This window comes from Pseudomonas veronii, from assembly GCF_001439695.1.
Taxonomy (GTDB): Bacteria; Pseudomonadota; Gammaproteobacteria; order Pseudomonadales; family Pseudomonadaceae; genus Aquipseudomonas; species Aquipseudomonas veronii.
Genome location: NZ_JYLL01000016.1, coordinates 40,796 through 60,743 on the forward strand (window position 1 = coordinate 40,796; position 19,948 = coordinate 60,743).

A 19,948-nucleotide genomic window follows, 5' to 3' on the forward strand; every position below is an offset into this window, starting at 1 on the left:
CGATGTCATAGCTATTGCAAGTAGGGCAAATAAGCTCGTCCACTTCACCGCCGGGTAAGGCTGGAGCGCCACTCACTTGATGTTTCGGGTGGTGGCTATCGCATTGAAGGCACCAGTGAGTGATGCGTACGAGAGTATTCATCGCTGAGGTGTGCTTTTTCATAGTTGAGCCCCTTGCCAGCCGGCGTTGGGACTGAGGTTGGCAAACCGGGTCTGATTGGCGATGAAGGCTGTTCGTACGGTCCCAGTTGGGCCGTTACGCGCCTTGCCGAGAATGATTTCTGCAATGCCTTTGTGTTCGCTCTGAGGGTGGTACACCTCGTCCCGGTAGACGAACATAATCAGGTCCGCGTCCTGTTCAATCGCACCGCTATCACGCAGGTCTGCGTTGATCGGACGCTTATTTGGCCGTCGCTCCAGTTCTCGGTTGAGCTGGGAAAGCGCAACCACCGGGCAATTCATCTCTTTCGCTAGGGCCTTGAGGGACTGGGATATAGCGCTGATCTCGTTGGCCCTGTTTTCCTGACCTGGGCAGCGCATGAGCTGCAGGTAATCGATCAGGATCAAGCTCGGGTGTCCGAAGCGACGAGCTGCTCGACGAGATTTAGCTCTGATTACTGCAGGCGTGAGCGCTGATGAGTCGTCGATGACCAGCCGCTCTCCATAGCCATTAATACGAGAAACCGCTGCAGTCAGCTTCGGCCAATCATCATCATCGAGCTTGCCCTTCAATAGCCTGCCCAGATCGATATGGCCTAGGATGCCCATCAATCGATACATCAGTGCTTTGGCCGGCATTTCCATGCTGAAAACCTGAACTGTACGATCAAGCTTTGCCTGCAGAGCCGTATCTATGAAGTTCAAGGCCAGAGAGGTCTTCCCCATAGACGGGCGCGCGCCGAGGATGATCAGGTCGGCTTCTTGAAAACCCGACGTCAGCTCGTCCAGGTCCTCCAGGCCTGAAGGCAGGCCGGTCACGGTGATATTGCCGTTGAAATGTTCGTCTATTTGTTCGACGACGTTCGTCAGGCATTGGTTGATATTGACGAATTCCGTTGCGCTCTTGCCTTCACCCAGAGCGAACAGTTGCTGTTCAATTGATTCTTGAACATCCTCCGCACTTGCCAACGGGTCTGTCGCCTCGCGAGAGCATTGGTATCCAAGGGACATGAGCTGTCTGAGCCGAGAGCGATTACGCACGATGGATGCGTAATGCTCGATGTTGGCTACAGACGGCGTGTTTTTGGCCAGCTCGCCCAGATAGCTCAGCCCTCCGGCTTCGTCTGGCTCCTCCAACGCGTTGTGGACGGTGACGATGTCGAACGGAATGGACTTGTCAGCAAGGCTTGCCATTGTCCGGAACAGCAACCGATGGTCGTGTCGGAAAAAATCAGAGGCATCCAGTTTGTCTGCGACGAGATCCCAGGTGTTGTTGTCGAGCAGTAGCCCACCTAACACACCTTGTTCAGCCTCTACGGAGTAGGGAGGTGAGAGGTCAAGGTGATTCATTTCCCAGACTCCTGGCCTATCTGAAGAAAACCACTCCCGTTGCGTGCCCCCAGGGCTTTGACCATGTCGACTTCAACCTTCGCTGAATTGATCATGACCTGAGCAACCTCGGCAACCGCTTTGGCCCGTTCGATTTCCATTGGTCTTTCTGGGTCCAGGAGGCTCTCGATCGCGACGAACAGGTGATTACGTAGATCTTCAATCTTGTTCTTCATGTTCAACCTCCCGGATGGTGCGTTTGAGTTTGCCGATAGCGCGTATTGCGGATTTCAGCTCTTCCGGATACCGATGAATGGTGTTCCGACGCATACGTTCTGCTCTCGTCAGCAACTCCAGGTTATTCAGGGCTATATGGGCCTTGTTGCCGTCCTTGAAGCACACGCACATGTTTATAGGGACTGGTCCGTGATGCTCCTCCCAAAGCAGTACATGCACGGCTTTCCAGTCAACGGGTGGGTAACCGGTATCGGTGATTTTCTTCTGCTGATAACCGTCAGGAGTTGTGCGCAGGCTGCCAATAGGCAGCCAGTTCCCCGGTTTATTGCCGGCCTTAAACTGCGTCTGAGTCATACGGCCAGAGGAGGGGAGCCCCTTAAGGCCCTTATTCCATGGGACGGATCCCTTGGGAAAGCGGAATTCTGCGCCCAACTTGCCGTCAAGCCGGCCACAGAGACTACTGCGAAGAAACTCGGCGCTTTTGCTCAAGCCCAGCCGTTTGGCTTTGGCATAGACCTGATAGACGCTGAGCCCCAATTCGGCGGCTAGGACCTGAGTCGGTTCATTGGGATAGCGGGCAATGAGCGAGCGCTCTTCTGCCTCACTCCAAACATGGTGTTTGTGAACCGGGGCAAGCCCAAGTTGGGATCTGGCTTGTTCCAGCGCCGCCATGGCCAAAGGTGAAAGCGAATGAGTTCTCATTGGCTCCCTCCATGCCCAAGGGCTCCTTGTGACTGCTGTCCGACACCACGATGCAGCCTGGCATGCTTGCCCTGGTCCCATCCCGCTTGCAAAGAGCGGGTGTCATGACCTTTGGCTTCGATGGGCTTGATAATGGCTAGCGTTAGTTTTGGATGATGCCATTCCAGGTAGGCTTGGATCTCCAGCGCAGTGTTTTCGTCTATCCCACCTGCAAACTGGTTCACCTTAGAGGCGACGGCATTGAGCCAGCCCTCGGCAAACAGTTGGCCGCGGTGACGTTTGGTTTTCAGTTGGCAGCGCTTCTGCTGGGCAACATGAGCTCGTCGGGCTGCGACAAGCTGGTGATGCAGCGTTGAATAGGTGTGAGCTGCCAGATCGGGTGAAATACCTTTCCCCAAGAACTTGAAGGACCAGCCAAGTAGCGGATTGAAATACGCCAAGTGGCTGCAATCGAAGGCTTGGGAACAGATTGAGGCCAGGTTGTGCAGCCAATCCTGCGGTGCCCGACGGGTTTTGGTACCCACAATGGATTCTTCGATTGTATGGGCAGCGACTTCGGTGTGTTCCAAGTTGTACTGATTCATCAAATGGCGAGCTTGACGAAGTGCAATTTCCACTTCGTTTGGGGCAGCGCCTTGTGACTTGGCCAGCGCCATGAGTTTGGCGACCTTGCTGAGGACTTTTTGCTTGTCCATCATTCACCCCCTTCCTGTTGGAGGCGGGGGGAGAGCGCCTCTGACCACAGGCGAAGTGTTTCTTCCTCATCAGCAGAGAGGTGAGTCCGGGCAAGGCAGTCCGCAACCTTCTGTTTCAGGGCATCAAGGCGGTCTTGAACACTTGACCCATCGTCGTAAGCAATCTCTTGCTCAACAGCTTGCACAACGTCATTACGAAGAGAGAGAACCGTGCTTATCCAAAAAGCACTTGGGCTGGTCCAGCCAATGAGCTTTCGAGTTCTGGCAGGCGACAGGTAATCACGGAGCCTGAGATTGAACTCCCTAGGGGAATAACCATTCCTGAAAACGTCTGCTCGATTAAGCGTCAGCGCTGTTTTAAGAATATCTAGAAGAGGGTCCAAAGCCGTTGGCTCAGGAGCAAAGGGTTCTAAATATGTTTCAGCTACCAGGCGTTTGGCTTCGGCATATCGACTTTGCTGACGGCGTTTGGCTTGGTTTTCGTCGCGGCCGCGCTTTTCCTTCGCGTGCTTAATGTTCGAGTTCACTGACTCGATAAGCTTCGCGGCGTCCTGCAAAAGCTGAAGCTGGTCAACGCTCAACTGAGCGCCAATCCGACCGGGTAATTGGTAACCGCTTGTCAGGGCTCGGATTTCTCGTGCGGTTCCACTGAGCTTGGCTTGCAAGCTGCGCAATTGCTGAGCGCTGTAGTACTTGCCAACCTCTAGGATGAGGTTTGCAGTAATACTGCGGGCGTCGGTAATGGAGGGCTTCGCCATTTCAACGACCCTCCCTCACCAAGTTAGCTACCTTTTCCTCGGTCATGGCCTCGAAGCGGTCACGCCATTCTGGAAAAAGCTCAATGGCCAATTGGCGGATCACGACAAGGGCTGCAGGGGATATGCGGTTGGAAGGCTGTCTGTATTCCAAGCGGTGTACTGGGACGCCCAGGGATGAACTGTTACGAAACACCACTGCGGAGGGGACGACGCATTCCAGAACGTTGATTTCGTCATTGTCCTGGAAAATTTCCCGTACCGACTGCTCGATCATTTGCGCGTCGGTGGTTTGGTCGAGATTGTTGACGACGATCCGCACAGGAGGGATTTTCATGCCCAGGCGCCCATAGGCGCGCAGGCCGTCCAGCATCTGCATGGATCCCCGGCTGAACTCCCGTGCAGCGAGCATATTGGGCGGAAGTGGGGATATGACCAAATCAGAGGCTAGGACCACCATTTCGAGCATTGCCGACCTGGCGCCTTGGGTGTCAATCAGTACCAGGTCGAAATGATCTTTGAAGCCCGGCATCAGGTTGGCGAGTCGCAACCGTCCGTCAGGTGCTTGCAGGATCAGGCTGTTCAGTTGGTTGTTGATGTCGTTGGAAATGACAAGCGACAGGTTTGGTATCGTGGTGCTGGATATGATCTTGGCTGATTCGGTGATATTGAATGCCAGCAGGTCGTAGATGCCTCCTTGAGCTTCATCGACCAATTGGTAATACGAGGAGAGCGAAGGCTGTGCAGGATCTAGGTCGATCATGAGCACGCGCAGGCCTGCATCCGCACAAAAAGCGCCGAGGTTGGCCTCGATGGTAGTTTTGCCTACGCCGCCTTTGGTCGAAACGACCGCAGAGATTTTCATGGTTTGGAGCCTCTAATGTGGGTTCATTAGAGGCTGCGAGGCCACGGAAACAGCTATGTGTAGCGAACACGATCCTGGGCTATGAAGCACTAAAACCAATTGTCTTTTAACCAATTGGTCGTAGGTTCGAATCCCACACGACCCACCATTTTTGAGACCAGTTAGCGCTGGAATCAGATCTTAAGATCAGCGGCCAAAAGCTCTGATCGAAGAAGGCGGCTGAGAGGTCGCCTTTGTTTTACCGGGGTATAGCGCAGTCCGGTAGCGCGCCTGCTTTGGGAGCAGGATGTCAGGAGTTCGAATCCCCTTACCCCGACCATATTAAAAATCCTCGTATCGAAAGATACGGGGATTTTTTTTGCCTGAAATTATCCCAAATCCAACACAACACCAATGTGGGAGGGAGCAAGCCCCCTCCCACATTGATCGCGTGTTTAGTGAAGTTTGAGACGTGGCTCAGTTCCGCGCCCAATCCGGCTGCCCAGCATCAGCATCGCCGTGCGGAAGACCCCATACAGCGCCATCTGGTGCATGCGGTACAGCGACACATAGAACATCCGCGCCAACCAGCCTTCCAACATCACACTGCCTGTGAGGTTGCCCATCAGGTTACCCACCGCCGAGAAGCGCGACAGCGAGATCAGCGAGCCATAGTCGGTGTACTTGTACGATGGCAGGTCCTTGCCTTCGATCCGCAGCTTCAACGATTTGGCCAACAATGAAGCCTGCTGGTGCGCGGCCTGGGCGCGTGGCGGTACGTTGCGGTCGGTGCCGGGTTGCGGGCAGGCGGCGCAGTCACCGAAGGCGAAGATGTTTTCGTCGCGGGTGGTTTGCAGTGTCGGCAGCACCTGCAGTTGATTGATGCGGTTGGTTTCCAGGCCGTCGATGTCCTTGAGGAAGGCGGGCGCACGGATGCCGGCGGCCCACACTTTCAGGCTGGCCGGAATCACTTGGCCGCTGCTGGTGATCAGCGCGTCGGCCGTCACTTCGCTGACCGCCGAGTTGGTCAGCACCGTCACGCCGAGCTTCTCCAGGGTTTTATGCACCGGCCCGCCGATCCGCTCCGGTAGGGCAGGCAGGACCCGTGGGCCGGCTTCGATCAGGGTGATGTGCATGTTTTCCGGTTTGATCCGGTCCAGCCCGTAGGCTGCCAGTTCATGGGCGGCGTTATGCAGTTCGGCCGCCAGTTCAACCCCGGTGGCGCCAGCGCCGACGATGGCCACGCTGATCTTTTCCACCACGTCGGTTTGCCCGGCATGGGCGCGCAGGTAGTGGTTGAGCAACTGCTGATGGAAGCGCTCCGCCTGTTTGCGCGTGTCGAGGAACAGGCAGTGTTGCGCCGCGCCTTCGGTGCCGAAGTCGTTGGTGGTACTGCCGACCGCAATCACCAGGCTGTCGTAGCCCAGTACGCGCGCAGGCACCAGTTCGCGGCCTTCTTCGTCGAGGGTCGCGGCCAGTTGGATTTTCTTCTGTTCACGGTCGAGCCCGCTCATGCGCCCCAGTTGGAACTCGAAGTGGTTCCATTTGGCCTGGGCGACATAATTGAGTTCGTCTTCCGAAGAGTTCAGCGAGCCGGCGGCCACTTCGTGCAGCAGCGGTTTCCAGATATGGGTCAGGTTGGTGTCCACCAGCGTGATGCTGGCGGTGCCGCGCTTGCCCAGAGTCTTACCCAGGCGGGTAGCCAACTCCAGGCCGCCGGCGCCGCCGCCGACGATAATAATACGATGGGTCATGGGGATATCTCGCAAGGCTAAAAGAAATCGGAGCGGTTACCCCCGCGAGCGCCAGGCAGCTCATAGCGTCAGGTAACTCAAAAGGCGGCTCAGCAGGCCGAGCCCGATCACCACCACCAGCACCACACCAAGGAGCAGCCACGGCCGGAAAGGCTTGCGCTCGACTCGGTTCTGGGAGAGTTGCAGGTACTCTTCGACATGCTGTTGGTCGTCGGGGTTCAGGCGGCTGGTCATATAAGGCCTCGTCAGGTAGACGTTGCAAAAGGGCGCCACGTTACAGTCAGGGGGTTGGCGGTATCGCCATAAGCGTAGCCTGTGCTCGCGTCACAGGCTGATGCCCACGTCGAACACGATGCTGCGCCCCAGATTGTTGCGCAAGAAATCCGGCGCGTCCGGGTGGGCGAACAGTACCCGGGCAAACGTCGGCCCCACCAGCGACAGCGAGCGCCAGCCCTGGCGCAAGTATTCGGTGGGCGGTGGGAAATGACTGTTGAGGTCCAGCACCTCGCGCTTGAGGCTGGCGAAGGCGACGATATCCAGCTCGCCCAGGTCCATCCCGCGTTCTTTGTAGTTGTGCGCTTTTTTACGCAGGGTCGGCGCCAGGCGCAGCAGGAATTCATGGGCCGGAATCCGCCGCGGCTTGGCTTCGCGCCTGACCAGTTGGCTGAGGGAAAACGCACTGCGTCGACGCAGCAATTCGTCGCGCCATTCATCGTTCAGACGGCGTCCTTCGTCCAGCACGAAAAACACTTCGAAACTGGCGTCACGAAACAGCACGTCCGGCGGTTCTTGCCCGGCGGCATGAAACTCTTCGGCGCGGTACGGCACGTTCAAGCCTTGCAGCAGGCGCTGGCAGACCCAACGCTCACGCTCCCATTTACGGGCATTGGAAAGGAACGCATTGGCTTGTTCGGCTGCCACGGTGAGCAGGCGCAAATAATCTGAGTCATCCATGCGTGCAGCTTAGCGCCCAAATGTGATCTTAAAAACATACTCCGTCGCGAAAAAATAAAGTCTGTCGTTCGCCATTTTGTATTTTGTTATCGCAGGGAACAATCATGCTAAGCTGATGTGCGAATTTCAGAGCGCGCGCGGTTCATCGATGCCAGCGGTGCTCTCTAGATCCCATCATTTTTTGGCAGGATGCCCTGATGAGTTTTGAGCCGGCCCACTTCGTCCAGGTGCCTCCAGAGAAACTGCGCGGCTTCTTCGCGGCGACCGGACTCGATGAGGTTGAGCAAATGGATGTGCTCCTGGCATTGCGTCACAAGGCGACTGCGATCGATATTCGCTTTGTAGCCCATGAAACGCCGGAGCTGGTTCTGCTGGCGCAGGGCATCAATGAAAAAGACATTCCCCGAGCACTGCACGATCAGTTCGTGAAACTGAGCGCCGATCTGGAACAGTTGGACGCGGGACAGCGTGTTGATCCCCCCATCAATCAGGGCCTGTTGCTGCTGCCTGGCACTGGCAAACGCGGCTTGGTTTACCTGATAGCCGGGTTCGAGCAGGGCGGCCGGCTCGATAGCCATGCGGAAGCGGTAGCTCTGGATGTGAGCCTTCGTGTTATGCACGAAGTCTTTGAGCTCCCATCCTTGCCCCGGTTTGCGTTCCACCATGGCTTCGCCAGCCAGTCTGTTCAACACCTTGAGCAATTGCCCTCGGGGCACTTCGTAACGCCGCAACAGCTGAGCTTCGAAAAAGTGGCTAGGTATTTCGCCAGCCAAAATTTCGTCGACTACGCGAAGATAAAAGTCTTCGAAAGGGTCGCTGGCGAGAGGGAATGCGGATGCCTGGATCTCCCCGGCGTCTTGTTTCAGAAAGTAGCCGCGATTGGGCTCTTGGGTCGCAAGATTCCACTCGGCAAGCAAGGCAAACACTCGTCGGATAGGCGAGCGCGAAACACCCAGCGCTTGCGCGAACGTCTGCTCGCGCAAGGGCTCACCGGCCCGCATCGACCGGGCGCGAACCATGTCGATGACCTGCGGCGCCAACTGCAAGGCAAGGTCTTTCTTGATCACAGGCTCTCTCTCGAATGGTCGGCGTCAGTCTGTTCCTATCGGGGCCGGCCCCCCAATCGAACTGGGGTGGGAAAATACCATACCAAGCAGCGCCGAGTGTCTGCGCCAAAGGCGCAGGCACTTGTTGAACAACCTTTTTGAAGCTCCTTTCCAGGACGGATACCTGCCCTATGCTTAAATTCAACGCTCACCTTGGCTTTCAATTCAATGAATTGCCATTCCTGCAACGCATCGAAGCCGCCGCCGCCGCTGGTTTTTGCGCGGTTGAATTCCCGTCGCCTTATGAGTTCGACGCGAGCCTGCTTGCAGATCATTTGGCGCAACACAACCTGTCGTTGATTCAATTTGCTGCGCCGACCGGCGTGACCAAGGGCATCGCGGCGTTGCATGGCAAGGAAGATGATTTTCGCAGCGGCTTGCTCCAGGCCGCCAGCTATGCAAAGGCGCTGGCGTGTTCGGACGTCCACATCATGTCGGGCGTTACCACTCAGGATGACGCCGCGCTCGTGTACGGCGGAAACCTGGAATACGCGGTGAAATACCTTGAAGACCAGGGTTTGCGTCCACTGATCGAAGTCATCTGCGTGCAGGAAATGCCGGGCTATTACATGTCCGACTTCAGCAAGGCGCAGCAAGTTCTGGAGACTTTCCCGAGTGTCGGGCTGATTCTTGATCTGTACCACGCCCAGCTCCTGACAGGAGACGCGGCTGATGTCCTGGCTCGTTTTTACGAGCGAACCGTTCATGTGCAAATCGCCGACTGTCCGGGTCGTCACCAGCCGGGGACGGGGAACATGGACGTCTGCGCCTTGTTCGCAGCACTAGAGCAATGCGGTTATCAGGGATGGATCGGCTGTGAATACCGGCCTACCGGCCTCACGGTTGAGAGCCTGGATTGGATCAAGCGGTTCAGTGCTTAGTTGGCGATGCGTAGGAAGCGCGACTAAAGGCGGCGAGTGTGTCCTCTTGCCGCCTGCGTTGTCGTTGTATCGGAATGCGCTGATCGAGTTTTCCATGCCAGATATCACTGGGAGTGCAGAGGTTCGGGCCGTCATCATTGAACATGTAGTGACTGCTACCGTTTTCCCACATCCATTTAGGCCGTAGAAAGTCTGTGCGCTAAAGCCCGGTGTAGACTGTCGACTCGGTTTTTTCCCAAGCATGAGGTGTGCAGTGAAGTTTTTCGCCGTGCTGTTGTTGAGCCTGTTGCCCGTGTGGGCCCAGGCGGTTGAAGTGGGTGAGCGCGTGGCGCCCTGGACGCTGCTGGATCAGTTCGATCAGGCCTACACCCTGGATGACCAGGCACAGGTCCTGTTGGTGGCCCGCAGCATGGATGCCGCCAAGCTGGTGGACGCCGCCCTGCAAGGCCAGCCCAAAGGCTATCTCGAAGCACGGCATGGGGTGTTTGTCGCGGATATCCAGCGCATGCCTCGGCTGGTCGCCAAGCTGTTCGCGGTGCCGGCCATGCAGTCCTACAACTACCGGGTCATGCTGGACCGGGACGCACGCATCGCTCCGCGTTATCCCGCGCCTGTGGATAAGGTGCTGTGGCTGCAACTGAATAACGGCAAGCTGACAGCGCGCCACGAGTACGGCTCTGCGGCTGAACTGCGCGAGGCCCTGGAGCAGGTGAAACCGTGATCAGTGCCGCGGTGCTGGCGCCGGGAACCCTCGGCATCGGCTGGCTGTTGTACGCGCCGGTGCTGTTGTGGGCGATCATGCGTTCGCCGTGGGTCGAGCTGTTCGCTGACCGGCGGCGCCAGCATTTGCTGTTCGGTACCGTGTTCGCGTTATTCATGTTGTGGTTGGTGAGGCGGGACTTCGATACCGGGGTCTCCTACCACTTTATCGGCATGACGGCCGTGACCCTGCTGCTCGACTGGCCGCTGGCAATCGTCGGCGGTTTCGCCGCGCAGTTGGGCTTGCTGTTGCTGGGTCGCCAGGACCTGGCGGCCGTGGGCCTCAACGGCCTGCTGCTGGTCGTGCTGCCGGTGCTGGTCACTGAAACCTGCGCGGTGCTTGTCGAGCGGGCACAACCGCGTAACCCGTTCGTCTACATCTTCTGTTCCGGCTTTTTTGCCGCCGCTTTGTCGGCGTTGCTCTGCCTGTTGGCCGGGCTGGGGGTGTTGTGGTTCGACGGGCGTTTCGCGATGCCGGAATGGCTGGAGGATTTTGTCGGTTACCTGTGGTTGATCATCTTCCCCGAGGCCTTCATCAACGGCATGGTCATCAGCGCCCTGGTGGTGTTTTGCCCGGAATGGCTGGAGACATTCAACCGCACGCGCTACCTCTCGGCGCCCTGGAAAGACGACAATTCGCAGACTTGACTCAGATCAAATCGCGCCCAGCGTGGCGGGCCCATGCTTTGCGAAACTTTTCCTGAGCAAGATGGGAGCACGGATCATGAGTGTGTATGAATGGGCACGTCAGGAGTTGCGCAGAAGCCAGGACGCGGCACAAGAAATCGGCTTTGATCCAGGCTTGACCTTGCGCGCGATGCTCAGCGCGGTGGTGCAGCAGAGCAAGGGCGTGCGCAGTTTCGAAGACCTGGCCGACGAGTTGCAATACCTGGCAGAGAACCTCGACGACCAGCAGGAATATGCCTTTATGCGGCCTTAATGGCGCGGTGGCAGGTCTTCGGAAAACAGCTCGTCTTCGGCGTCCGGCGCCACGGGGATCTTATGTTCCTCAGCGGCCCAGGCACCCAGGTCGATGAGCTTGCAACGGTCCGAGCAGAACGGCCGGTTGAGGTTGGTCGCTTTCCATTCCACGGGTGCGCCGCAGGTTGGGCATTCGACGGTCAAGGGTTGGCTCATGATCGGCCTCCACGCAAAGTAAGGTAAAAGTGGTGCAGTCGTTCGACCTCGCTGTGCAACCAGGCGAGGTCGCGGTCATTGACCAGCACGTCATCGGCATGGCTCAGGCGGTCTTCGCGGCTGGACTGGGCCTTGAGTATCGCCTGCACCTGTTGTTCGCTGATGCCGTCGCGCTGCAGGGTACGCTGAATCTGCAGGGATTGCGGCACGTCGATCACCAGGATGCGTTGGGTCATGCTGTGCTGGCCGGATTCGATCAGCAGCGGCGACACCAGGATCGCGTAAGGCGAGCGCGCACGCGCCAGGTGGTTGCGAATCTCTTCGCCAATCAACGGGTGCAGCAAGGCTTCCAGCCAGCGGCGTTCTTGCGGCACTTCAAAGATCAACTTGCGCAATGCGGCGCGGTCCAGCTGGCCGTCGGGCTGCAGCACGCCGGCACCGAAGTGTTCGACAATGCTGGCGAGCGCCGGCCGGCCGGGTTCGACCACCCAGCGCGCGGCGTGATCGGCGTCTACCAGGTCTACGCCGAGGTCGCTGAAGTGCTGGGCCGCGGCGCTCTTGCCGCTGCCGATGCCGCCCGTAAGGCCAAGAATCCAGGGTGTTGCAACAGGAGTGGTCATTTGAAACCGACAGACTGCAAATAGAAGTCGGTTATTTGACCACCCCAGAGCACGGCAATCCAGCCGGCAATTGCCAGATAGGGACCAAACGGCATCGGCGTGGCCGCCTGGATCTTGCTCCGACGCAGCAGGATCAGCCCGCCGCACACGCCCACCAGCGATGACATCAGCAGCGTCATCGGCAGGATTTGCCAGCCACCCCAGGCGCCGAGCAGCGCCAACAACTTGAAGTCGCCGTAGCCCATGCCGTCCTTGCCGGTGGCCAGCTTGAACAGCCAGAACACCGTCCACAGGCTCATGTAGCCGATCACTGCACCCCACAGTGCATCGGGCAGGGGCACCAGCAGCTCGACGCTGTTAAGCATCAGCCCCAGCCACAATAGCGGCAGGACCAGCACATCGGGCAGCAGTTGGTGGTCGACGTCGATCAGGCTCATCGCCAACAAGCCCCAGCTCAACAGCATCACTGCGCCCGCTTGCCAGCCAAAGCCGAAATGCCAGGCCACCACGGCCGAGATCAACCCGCACGCCAGTTCGGTCAAGGGATAACGCGTACTGATCGCTTCGCGGCAATGGGCACAGCGGCCCCGGAGCATCAGGTAGCTGAGCAGCGGGATGTTTTCCCACGGCCGAATCGGCTGATTGCAGTGTGGGCAGCAGGAATTGGGCTGCATCAGGTTGTATCTCGGCCCGAAGGGGTCGCCGGGCAAACCGAGCACTTCATGGGCCTGTGCGCGCCATTCCCGTTCAAGCATTTTCGGCAGGCGCCACACCAGCACGTTGAGGAAACTGCCCACGATCAAGCCCAGCACCATTGCCATGGCGACAAAGGCCCACGGCTGCTGGCTCAACAGCAGGCTCAAAATGCCGTACCGAGTTGGAAGACCGGCAGGTACAGGGCGATTACCAAAGCGCCGACAATCCCGCCGAGCACCACCATGATCAGCGGTTCCATCAGGCTGGTGAGCTGGTCGACCAGCGTGTCGACGTCCGACGCATAGTGGCTCGCGACTTTTTCCAGCATGTGCTCCAGGGTGCCGGATTCTTCACCAATCGCCGTCATCTGGATCGCCATGCCAGGGAACAGGCCGCTGGCGGCCATGGCCCGATTCAGCGGCATGCCTGTGGATACATCGTGACGCATATGTTCGATAGCCTGTTTGAATAGCTGGTTGCCGGCAGCGGCGGCCACTGAATCCAGGGCCTGCACCAAAGGCACTCCGGCCGCGAACGTAGTCGAAAGCGTGCGCGCGTAGCGGGCGACCGCCGACTTTTTCAGCAGTGTGCCTGCCAGGGGCGCTTTCAACAAACTGGCATCCAGCCAATGACGAAAACCGGGCGATACGCGATAGGCCCGGCGCAACCCCAGACCTCCCGCGCCCAGGCTGAGCGCCAGCATCCACCAGGCTTGTTGCAGGAACTCGGACAAGGCAATCACGTACAGAGTAAAACCGGGCAACTCGCTGTCCACGCTGGCGAACAGGTTCTGGAATTGCGGCACCACATGGATCAGCAAGAGACTGCTGACAAGGCTGGCGACCACGATGACCGCGATGGGGTAGGTCATGGCCTTCTTGATCCGGGCCTTGAGCCGTTCGCTCTTTTCCAGGTGATCCGCCACCCGCTCCAGAAGGGTTTCCAGGGCGCCGGCCTGCTCACCCGCCGCCACCAGGTTGCAGTACAGGTCATCGAAGTAGCGCGGCTGTTTGCGCAGGGCCGACGCCAGGGTATTCCCGGCGCCGATCTCCTGTTTCAGGCCTTTTACCAGCCTGTACATGTGACGGTTGTCGAAGCCTTCGCTGATCACGTCGAAGGCTTGCAGCAACGCAATGCCGGCCTTCAGCAGTGTCGCCAGTTGGCGGGTGAACAGGGCAATGTCCGCCGGTTTGATCGGCGCAGCGAGGCTTGGCAGGCCGGCGGATTGTTTGCGCACGCGGCCAGGGCAAATCCCTTGCTGGCGCAGTTGTGCCTTGACCCGCGCGAGGTCGTGGCCGACGGTTTGCCCGGACACCCTGCGTCCCTGGCGGTTGATGCCTTCCCAGGCGTATGTCGTGGCAGCGTTGGTCATGTCTCTGTTCCGCACACAGGTCGTCGAATCTTTATAGCGTAGCCAGGTGACGGATTCGGATTGCTCGGCGTTCAACGATAAAATGTCAGATTGTGCGTCTTGGACGCGATTGGCCGCTCGCGGGTGAGTACACTGGCGCGGCTGCACGATACGGGGCGCAGGACGCGCCTTGTCATGGGTTCTGTTCTGGAGAGGAATGTGATGCGTCAGAAAGGTTTTACTTTGATCGAGTTATTGATCGTCGTGGCAATCATCGGCATTTTGGCCACCATTGGCTTGCCCATGTACACCACGCATCAGGCCAAGGCCAAGTTCACGGCCGGGCTGGCTGAAATCACCGCGTTGAAAGCCGGCTACGAGGATGTATTCAACCAAGGCACAGTACCAACCGTGGCATTGATCGGTGGCACCAGCCCGACCGCCAATTGCAAGATCGATGTGGCAGGGGATGTCGCCACCGGCGCCGGTTCCATCAGTTGCGAAATCCTCGACGCCCCGGCACCGGTACTGGGCAAGACCATTACCCTGACGCGCAGCGCCACCGCCGGCTGGAAATGCGCCACGACGGCAGAGGCCAAGTACGCCGCCAAAGGGTGTGGCGCCGACGGGGCATGACTGCCAAACCCTGCGCACGGACGTAAAGGTGGCCGATGTCGTTATCCCCGCAGCAGCGCGACAAGACGTTCCTGGTGATTGCAGCGTGCTTGCTCGCGCTGGGTATCTGCGCACCGTTCAGCGGGCATGACTGGCAACGCGCAATGCAGGTGGCCATGGGCCTGGGCGCGGTGGTGTATGGGTTGACGGTCGTTCCCGTCGAGCGTCTGGTGGACCGGCCGACGGCCCTGGGCCTGGTGCTGATCGTTGGGCTGGGCCTGGTGTCATCGGCACTGGCCCATCAGCCGCTCTGGGCCTTCACCGAGGTCGCGCTGTTCATCAGCTGTGGGGCGATCGCCGTCGCGGTTGCCCTGCTGCGCCGTCATGCAGGTGAGCCGTTGGACCGCGTGCTGATCCTGATGGTGGTGCTGCTGTGCCTGATCAAGTCGATCCAATACCTGTATGCCGGCGCGCTCGCCTTCGCCAGTGGCGCGCGGGTTCTTGATCCGGACGCGTTGCTGTCCGGGTTTTCCAACAAGCGCTTCTACGGTCAATTCCAGACCTTCACCCTGCCATTGCTGGCGCTGCCCTTGCTGATGCCCAAGGTCTCCCGCTCCGTGCGCGGCGCGGTGTTTGCGTTGCTGTGTGTGTGGTGGTTGATCGCGATCAGCGGCGGCACCCGCGGCACCTGGCTCGGCATGGCGGTGGCCGGTGTGGCGTTGGCGCTGCTCGGGCCGTGGGGGCGACGCTGGTTGGCCTGGCAATTGGCTGCGGTGTGCGGCGGTTTGTTGCTGTATACGGTGTTGTTCACGCTGTTGACGGGTGCGCTGGGTGTCGAGGTCGGCAGTGGCGTCAGCGATCGCCTCACCACTTCGCTGTCGGGGCGTGGCCCGATCTGGTGGCAGGCCTGGCACATGATCGTCGAGCGTCCGTGGCTGGGGTTCGGGCCGATGCATTTCGCGGATATCGCCAACCCGATCGCCGCGCACCCGCACCAGGCAATCCTGCAATGGGCCAGCGAGTGGGGCGTTCCCTCGGCCTTGTGCGTGGCTGCCTTGGCGTGGCGCGGTGGCTGGGCCACCCTCCGCGTGTTGCGGACGCGGGCTTGTTCTACAGAGCGCGTGGACTTGCTGCGCGGGTGCCTGTTCGCGGCATTGCTGGGCGCGCTCACGCAAGCAATGGTCGACGGCGTCATCGTGATGCCCAACTCGCAGGTCTGGTTGGCGCTGGTGGTGGGCTGGTTGATGGCGCTGCACGTGTGGCGCGCCGCTCCTGGCGCGTCGCTGCCATGGGCCTGGGCAGGGTGGCGGGTGGCGGCGGTGCTGTCCGTTGGCCTGCTGGTGTGGGTCGTGATGCGTGATGCCCCGCACATCGAGCAAGCCCAGCAAGACTATCTTGAAGGTGGCAACCAACACCTGCAGCCGCGCTTCTGGGCCCAAGGGGTGATTGCCCTGCGACGTCAGTGAGTTGCCGGACGCCCGATGCGGTGCTAGCTTTAGCCCACCGCCCGTGTAGCTCAGCCGGTAGAGCAGCGCACTCGTAACGCGAAGGTCGCAGGTTCGATTCCTGTCTCGGGCACCAAAGCAACACCGTTTTCAGATGATCCCAGAATGGTTCTGAAGGCCAGGCGAGTCGGCATTCGTGCCCGCTCTTTTGTATCTGCGCAACCTTGATGACCCAGATGCATCCCCATTCCTCGATCTAAGAGAACAACATGACCACGACTGAAATGACCCAGGAAGTTCGGCACCAAGCAGCCCTCGACAAATACCTCGGGGAATCGCCGCAGCTTAAAGAAGAGATCAAGGACCTGAGCGCTGACGATCAGCGCGACCAGATCCAGTGGGCATTCGAGGACGAGGCCGAGAGCCAGGGCCTCCAGCCATGGGAGCTGAGCCTCAAGTACACCTCGTCAGCGGACGAGTTCGAAGCCGCACGGCTGGCCTTGCACCAAGAGGCGGCTGAAGTGCTCGGTGTCGAATGGGAAGAGTATTGCGAGATGAATAACCTGGTGGTCTGAACCGCTGTTGCAGGAGCCGGCAACCCGGCTCCTGCAACGGGCTTCAGATACTGAGGCGCATCGACAGGTCCACCGCTTTCACATCCTTGGTCATCGCGCCGATGGAGATGTAGTCCACCCCGGTTTCAGCGATGGGCAGCAGGGTTTTTTCGTTGATCCCGCCGCTGGCTTCCAGCTTGGCTTTGCCGCCGTTCAGGCGCACGGCTTCACGCATGTCATCCAGGCTCAGTTCGTCGAGCATGATGATATCGGCGCCCGCCGCCAACGCTTCGCGCAATTCGTCCAGGCTTTCCACTTCGACTTCCACCGGTTTGCCCGGGGCGATCTTGTGCGCGGCCGAAATCGCCTGGGCGATACCGCCACAGGCGGCGATATGGTTTTCCTTGATCAGGAACGCGTCATACAAACCGATGCGATGGTTGTGGCAACCGCCACAGGTCACGGCGTATTTCTGCGCCAGACGCAGGCCCGGCAGCGTCTTGCGCGTGTCGAGCAACTTGACCTGGGTGCTCGCGACACTATCCGCCAGGTACTGGGCGCGTGTGGCGACGCCGGAGAGCATCTGTAGGAAATTCAGCGCGCTGCGTTCGCCGCTGAGCAGCGAACGTGCCGGGCCTTCGAGGTGGAACAGTGCCTGGTTGGGGCTGACGCGTTCACCGTCGGCCACCAGCCAATGCACCGCGACCCGCGGGTCCAGTTGGCGGAACACCGCGTCCACCCAGGCCGTGCCAGCGATAACGGCCGCATCGCGGGTGATGATCGTGGCCTTGGCCAGCCGTTCGGCCGGGATCAATTGCGCGGTGATGTCGCCGCTGCCGATGTCTTCGCGCAGTGCGCGGCGCACGTTGGCTTCGATTTCGGCGGTGAGGTCGGCAAGACGGAGATTCGGCATAACAGGCTCCACAAACAAAGTGCGCCGATTATAGGGGCTGTGCGCGTTTGAACCCAGTGGCGTGCTCATTTACAGCGCTATGACAGAGTTCGCTGGCGCAACGACCCCCATTTGCAAGATAATCTCGCGCCTTGCAATTGGCGTCATAGCTTTGACGTCCTGGTGGTAACCGGATATTCGCAGTGCCCAACTGGGCCTGCCCCGACTTTGCCCTACCCACACCGCCGTTTCAGGAGGCCTGGATGCACAACGACGGAAAGGTGGTGCCGATCAATAAGGCACAGACCACGCCATCGCCGCTCGCGCGCCTACCGGTGGTGTTGCTGCAGGTTCGCGACAAGGCTGCGCAGCAACTGCAGCAAGGTTTGCAGGAGCTGTTCGATAACGCCGACGACACCCTGTTCGAAATGGCCGACAAGGCCCTTAACAACGTCGACCACCATATTTTCTTTGAAGCCATGCGCGACCTGCGTCTCAAGCGCAAGAATTTCGAGCGCGTGTTCATGGGGCAACTGTTCGAGGCCTTCGCCAACCTGGGCGGGGCAGGGCGCGGTGAACGGCAGTTGGTGCCGGTGGTGTCCTACGACAAGGTGCCCGGCATCCTCAGGGACGACCTGGAAAAAGCCCTGGCGCTGGAGGCAATGCTCGGGCGGGTGCAGCATCGCGACGGCCTCGCCCTGGGGCAACTGACCACTCGCCTAGGCGCCTTGCTCGACAGGTCCATGGATGACTGCGAGAACCCCCTGGGGCCGGCGCTGCTGTGCGAGTTTTTCCTGCGCGCGGGGCGCAGCCTGGGCGTGGAAATTCGCGTCAAGCTGGTCATGCTCAAGCTCTTTGAAAAGTACGTGCTCAGCGACGCCGACCACCTGTACGGTGAGGCCAATCAGTTGCTGGTCGCCACCGGCGTGCTGCCTGAACTCAAGGCGGTGCCGGCCCGTCGTTCCGGCGGGCGCGTACCGTGCAAGCACACGCGTGAAGCCCGGTTGCCAAGCGCCGACCAGCCAGTCGACGAAAATGGCGAGCACGCCTTTTCTACCTTGCGAGCGCTGCTGGGCGCCGTGCGCGGCAGTGTCGCGCCGACCCTGGAAGCCAGCGCCGAGCCCCAGCCCATTGCCACCCGCGACCTGCTGCGGCTGTTGTCCCATTTGCAGCAATACGTGCCGGAGCCGGATGTCGAGGACGACTTCGACCTGCGCAACCAGTTGAAGCAACTGCTGACCCGAGTCAGCGTCAAGAGCGGCAAATCCCGGGTCGTGGAAGAGGCCGACGAAGACGTAATCAACCTGGTCGCGCTGTTGTTCGAATTCATCCTCAATGACCACGCCGTCCCGGACGCCTTCAAGGCCTTGATCGCCCGGTTGCAGATCCCGATGCTCAAACTGGCGGTGCTGGACAAGAGCCTTTTCAGCCGCGCCGGCCATCCGGCGCGGCGGCTGCTCAACGAAATCGCCGGTGCCGCCATCGGTTGGAGCCCGGCTGAAGGTAACCCGCGTGACAGCCTGTACCTGCGCATCGAGCAGGTGGTGCAGCGGTTGCTGAATGATTTTGCCGAAGACCCGGCGATTTTTTCCGAACTGCTGTCGGAGTTCTGCGCGTTTACCGCTGACGAGCACCGGCACAGTGCATTGCTCGAACAGCACACCCGCGATACCGAGGAAGCGCGCCTGCGTAACGAGGCGGCCCGACAGCGCGTGGCCGACGTGCTGAACCGGCGTTTGCTGGGCAAGGTCCTGCCGCGCTCGGTGGTGCAGTTTGTGCAACAGGCCTGGAGCCAGGTGCTGTTGCTGGCCAGCCTCAAGCACGGTGAGCAATCGGTGCAATGGCAGGCGGGGCTGCGCACCCTGGACGAGTTGATCTGGAGCGTTAGCCTGCACGACGACACCGAGGCCGGGCGGCATCTGCTGGAGCAGTTGCCGGCGTTGCTCAAGGCCTTGCGCGACGGGATGAGCGGCGCGGGGTTCGACCCTTTCAGCACCCGTGAGTTCTTTGTTCGGCTGCAGGCCTTGCATGTTCAGGCGTTCGAGGGCGGCGAGAGGTTGATCGAGGTGCAGGAGCCCTTCGTGTTCGACTCTGGCTTGCCCGATGCCGCGCAGGACCTGGCCGCGGATGATCCCGACCTGCTCAAGGTGCGCCAATTGCGCGTCGGCGTTTGGCTGGAGTTCCTGGAACCCGAGGAAACCGCTCTGCGCGGCAAACTGAACGCGATCATGGCACCGGCCGATCGCTATGTTTTCGTCAACCGCGCCGGGCTCAAGGTACTCGAGCGCAGCGCCGGCCAACTGGCCCTGGCGTTCAAGCGTGGTGCGTTGCGTATCCTGGACGAAGCCCTGCTGTTCGAGCGTGCGCTGGCGACGGTGGCGGGTAACTTGCGTCAACTCAATCGCGGCAAGTGATCGCAACCATAGGGCTGAACGCGGCATACTGGTCAGACTTAGTCACGTT

23 protein-coding genes and 2 tRNA genes are annotated in these 19,948 nt (G+C 59.7%); 10 read left to right on the forward strand and 15 right to left on the reverse strand.

Annotation, left to right across the window (positions count from 1 at the left end; genetic code table 11):
• Nucleotides 1–159 precede the first annotated feature (159 nt).
• From dnaB to TU80_RS19235, 6 genes are read right to left on the reverse strand one after another with little or no spacing between them, the layout of a single operon-like run.
• Entirely contained in the window at nt 160–1,509 is a 1,350-nt protein-coding gene (gene dnaB, locus TU80_RS19210; protein WP_008437319.1) for a replicative DNA helicase, read from the reverse strand.
• Entirely contained in the window at nt 1,506–1,724 is a 219-nt protein-coding gene (locus TU80_RS19215; protein WP_008437317.1) for a hypothetical protein, read from the reverse strand. The genes dnaB and TU80_RS19215 overlap by 4 nt, the downstream gene beginning before the upstream one ends.
• Entirely contained in the window at nt 1,708–2,427 is a 720-nt protein-coding gene (locus TU80_RS31815) for an HNH endonuclease signature motif containing protein (protein WP_020301295.1), read from the reverse strand. Before TU80_RS31815 ends, TU80_RS19215 begins: the two co-directional genes overlap by 17 nt.
• Nucleotides 2,424–3,125, reverse strand: a complete 702-nt coding sequence (locus tag TU80_RS19225) for a DUF2786 domain-containing protein (protein WP_008437315.1) — start codon at nt 3,123–3,125, stop codon at nt 2,424–2,426. Before TU80_RS19225 ends, TU80_RS31815 begins: the two co-directional genes overlap by 4 nt.
• A complete protein-coding gene (locus TU80_RS19230) occupies nt 3,122–3,880 on the reverse strand; it encodes a hypothetical protein (RefSeq protein WP_008437314.1) in 759 nt (252 codons plus the stop codon). Before TU80_RS19230 ends, TU80_RS19225 begins: the two co-directional genes overlap by 4 nt.
• A 1-nt stretch (nt 3,881) precedes the next feature.
• A complete protein-coding gene (locus TU80_RS19235; protein WP_008437313.1) occupies nt 3,882–4,742 on the reverse strand; it encodes a ParA family protein in 861 nt (286 codons plus the stop codon).
• A 242-nt stretch (nt 4,743–4,984) separates the two neighbouring features.
• Here TU80_RS19235 and TU80_RS19240 point away from each other — a divergent pair.
• Nucleotides 4,985–5,061 (forward strand) — tRNA-Pro (locus tag TU80_RS19240).
• 115 nt (nt 5,062–5,176) lie between these two features.
• Here TU80_RS19240 and TU80_RS19245 read toward each other — a convergent pair.
• The 4 genes from TU80_RS19245 to TU80_RS19260 all read right to left on the reverse strand — a co-directional run bounded on the left by TU80_RS19245 (nt 5,177) and on the right by TU80_RS19260 (nt 8,496).
• Entirely contained in the window at nt 5,177–6,475 is a 1,299-nt protein-coding gene (locus TU80_RS19245) for an NAD(P)/FAD-dependent oxidoreductase (RefSeq protein WP_017845476.1), read from the reverse strand.
• Between the two features lie 60 nt (nt 6,476–6,535).
• Nucleotides 6,536–6,709: a DUF3094 family protein gene (locus tag TU80_RS19250; protein WP_016976295.1), complete on the reverse strand. Its 174-nt coding sequence runs from the start codon at nt 6,707–6,709 to the stop codon at nt 6,536–6,538.
• Between the two features lie 90 nt (nt 6,710–6,799).
• Nucleotides 6,800–7,429 (reverse strand): DUF1780 domain-containing protein, encoded by a 630-nt coding sequence (locus TU80_RS19255; protein ID WP_017845475.1) that lies wholly within the window; start codon nt 7,427–7,429, stop codon nt 6,800–6,802.
• 164 nt (nt 7,430–7,593) lie between these two features.
• Entirely contained in the window at nt 7,594–8,496 is a 903-nt protein-coding gene (locus tag TU80_RS19260) for a GntR family transcriptional regulator (protein ID WP_057005135.1), read from the reverse strand.
• 170 nt (nt 8,497–8,666) lie between these two features.
• Between TU80_RS19260 and TU80_RS19265 the strand changes: the two genes are divergently transcribed.
• The 4 genes from TU80_RS19265 to TU80_RS19280 all read left to right on the forward strand — a co-directional run bounded on the left by TU80_RS19265 (nt 8,667) and on the right by TU80_RS19280 (nt 11,115).
• The gene (locus TU80_RS19265) at nt 8,667–9,416 is read left to right on the forward strand and encodes a hydroxypyruvate isomerase family protein (RefSeq protein ID WP_057005136.1); all 750 of its coding nucleotides are present in this window, start codon (nt 8,667–8,669) and stop codon (nt 9,414–9,416) included.
• Nucleotides 9,417–9,669: 253 nt separating this feature from the next.
• Nucleotides 9,670–10,137, forward strand: a complete 468-nt coding sequence (locus TU80_RS19270) for a hypothetical protein (protein WP_057005137.1) — start codon at nt 9,670–9,672, stop codon at nt 10,135–10,137.
• Nucleotides 10,134–10,823, forward strand: coding sequence for an energy-coupling factor ABC transporter permease (locus TU80_RS19275; protein ID WP_046384732.1), 690 nt, complete (start codon nt 10,134–10,136; stop codon nt 10,821–10,823). Before TU80_RS19270 ends, TU80_RS19275 begins: the two co-directional genes overlap by 4 nt.
• A 76-nt stretch (nt 10,824–10,899) precedes the next feature.
• Complete coding sequence (locus TU80_RS19280) at nt 10,900–11,115, forward strand: hypothetical protein (protein WP_003171680.1); 216 nt, start codon at nt 10,900–10,902, stop codon at nt 11,113–11,115.
• Here the strand turns inward: TU80_RS19280 and yacG are convergent.
• Genes yacG through TU80_RS19300 form a run of 4 tightly spaced genes read right to left on the reverse strand, consistent with a single transcriptional unit; the run spans nt 11,112 to nt 14,000 of the window.
• Nucleotides 11,112–11,312, reverse strand: coding sequence for a DNA gyrase inhibitor YacG (gene yacG / locus TU80_RS19285; protein ID WP_017845472.1), 201 nt, complete (start codon nt 11,310–11,312; stop codon nt 11,112–11,114). The genes TU80_RS19280 and yacG overlap by 4 nt on opposite strands.
• Nucleotides 11,309–11,932, reverse strand: a complete 624-nt coding sequence (coaE, locus tag TU80_RS19290) for a dephospho-CoA kinase (protein WP_017845471.1) — start codon at nt 11,930–11,932, stop codon at nt 11,309–11,311. Before coaE ends, yacG begins: the two co-directional genes overlap by 4 nt.
• Nucleotides 11,929–12,795, reverse strand: coding sequence for a prepilin peptidase (locus tag TU80_RS19295; RefSeq protein ID WP_057005138.1), 867 nt, complete (start codon nt 12,793–12,795; stop codon nt 11,929–11,931). Before TU80_RS19295 ends, coaE begins: the two co-directional genes overlap by 4 nt.
• Nucleotides 12,792–14,000: a type II secretion system F family protein gene (locus TU80_RS19300; RefSeq protein WP_057005139.1), complete on the reverse strand. Its 1,209-nt coding sequence runs from the start codon at nt 13,998–14,000 to the stop codon at nt 12,792–12,794. The genes TU80_RS19295 and TU80_RS19300 overlap by 4 nt, the downstream gene beginning before the upstream one ends.
• A gap of 201 nt (nt 14,001–14,201) precedes the next feature.
• Here TU80_RS19300 and TU80_RS19305 point away from each other — a divergent pair, with 201 nt between their 5' ends.
• The 4 genes from TU80_RS19305 to TU80_RS19320 all read left to right on the forward strand — a co-directional run bounded on the left by TU80_RS19305 (nt 14,202) and on the right by TU80_RS19320 (nt 16,614).
• Complete coding sequence (locus TU80_RS19305; RefSeq protein WP_017845468.1) at nt 14,202–14,615, forward strand: pilin; 414 nt, start codon at nt 14,202–14,204, stop codon at nt 14,613–14,615.
• Between the two features lie 35 nt (nt 14,616–14,650).
• A complete protein-coding gene (locus tag TU80_RS19310; protein WP_057005140.1) occupies nt 14,651–16,060 on the forward strand; it encodes an O-antigen ligase family protein in 1,410 nt (469 codons plus the stop codon).
• A 39-nt stretch (nt 16,061–16,099) separates the two neighbouring features.
• Nucleotides 16,100–16,175, forward strand: a tRNA-Thr gene (locus TU80_RS19315).
• A 133-nt stretch (nt 16,176–16,308) separates the two neighbouring features.
• On the forward strand, nt 16,309–16,614 hold the full coding sequence (locus TU80_RS19320) for a DUF6388 family protein (RefSeq protein ID WP_017845466.1): 306 nt from the start codon (nt 16,309–16,311) through the stop codon (nt 16,612–16,614).
• 43 nt (nt 16,615–16,657) lie between these two features.
• Here TU80_RS19320 and nadC read toward each other — a convergent pair whose 3' ends face one another.
• The gene (gene nadC, locus TU80_RS19325) at nt 16,658–17,506 is read right to left on the reverse strand and encodes a carboxylating nicotinate-nucleotide diphosphorylase (protein ID WP_046384727.1); all 849 of its coding nucleotides are present in this window, start codon (nt 17,504–17,506) and stop codon (nt 16,658–16,660) included.
• A 242-nt stretch (nt 17,507–17,748) separates the two neighbouring features.
• Between nadC and TU80_RS19330 the strand changes: the two genes are divergently transcribed.
• Nucleotides 17,749–19,899, forward strand: coding sequence for a DUF1631 domain-containing protein (locus TU80_RS19330; protein ID WP_057005141.1), 2,151 nt, complete (start codon nt 17,749–17,751; stop codon nt 19,897–19,899).
• Nucleotides 19,900–19,948 lie beyond the last annotated feature (49 nt).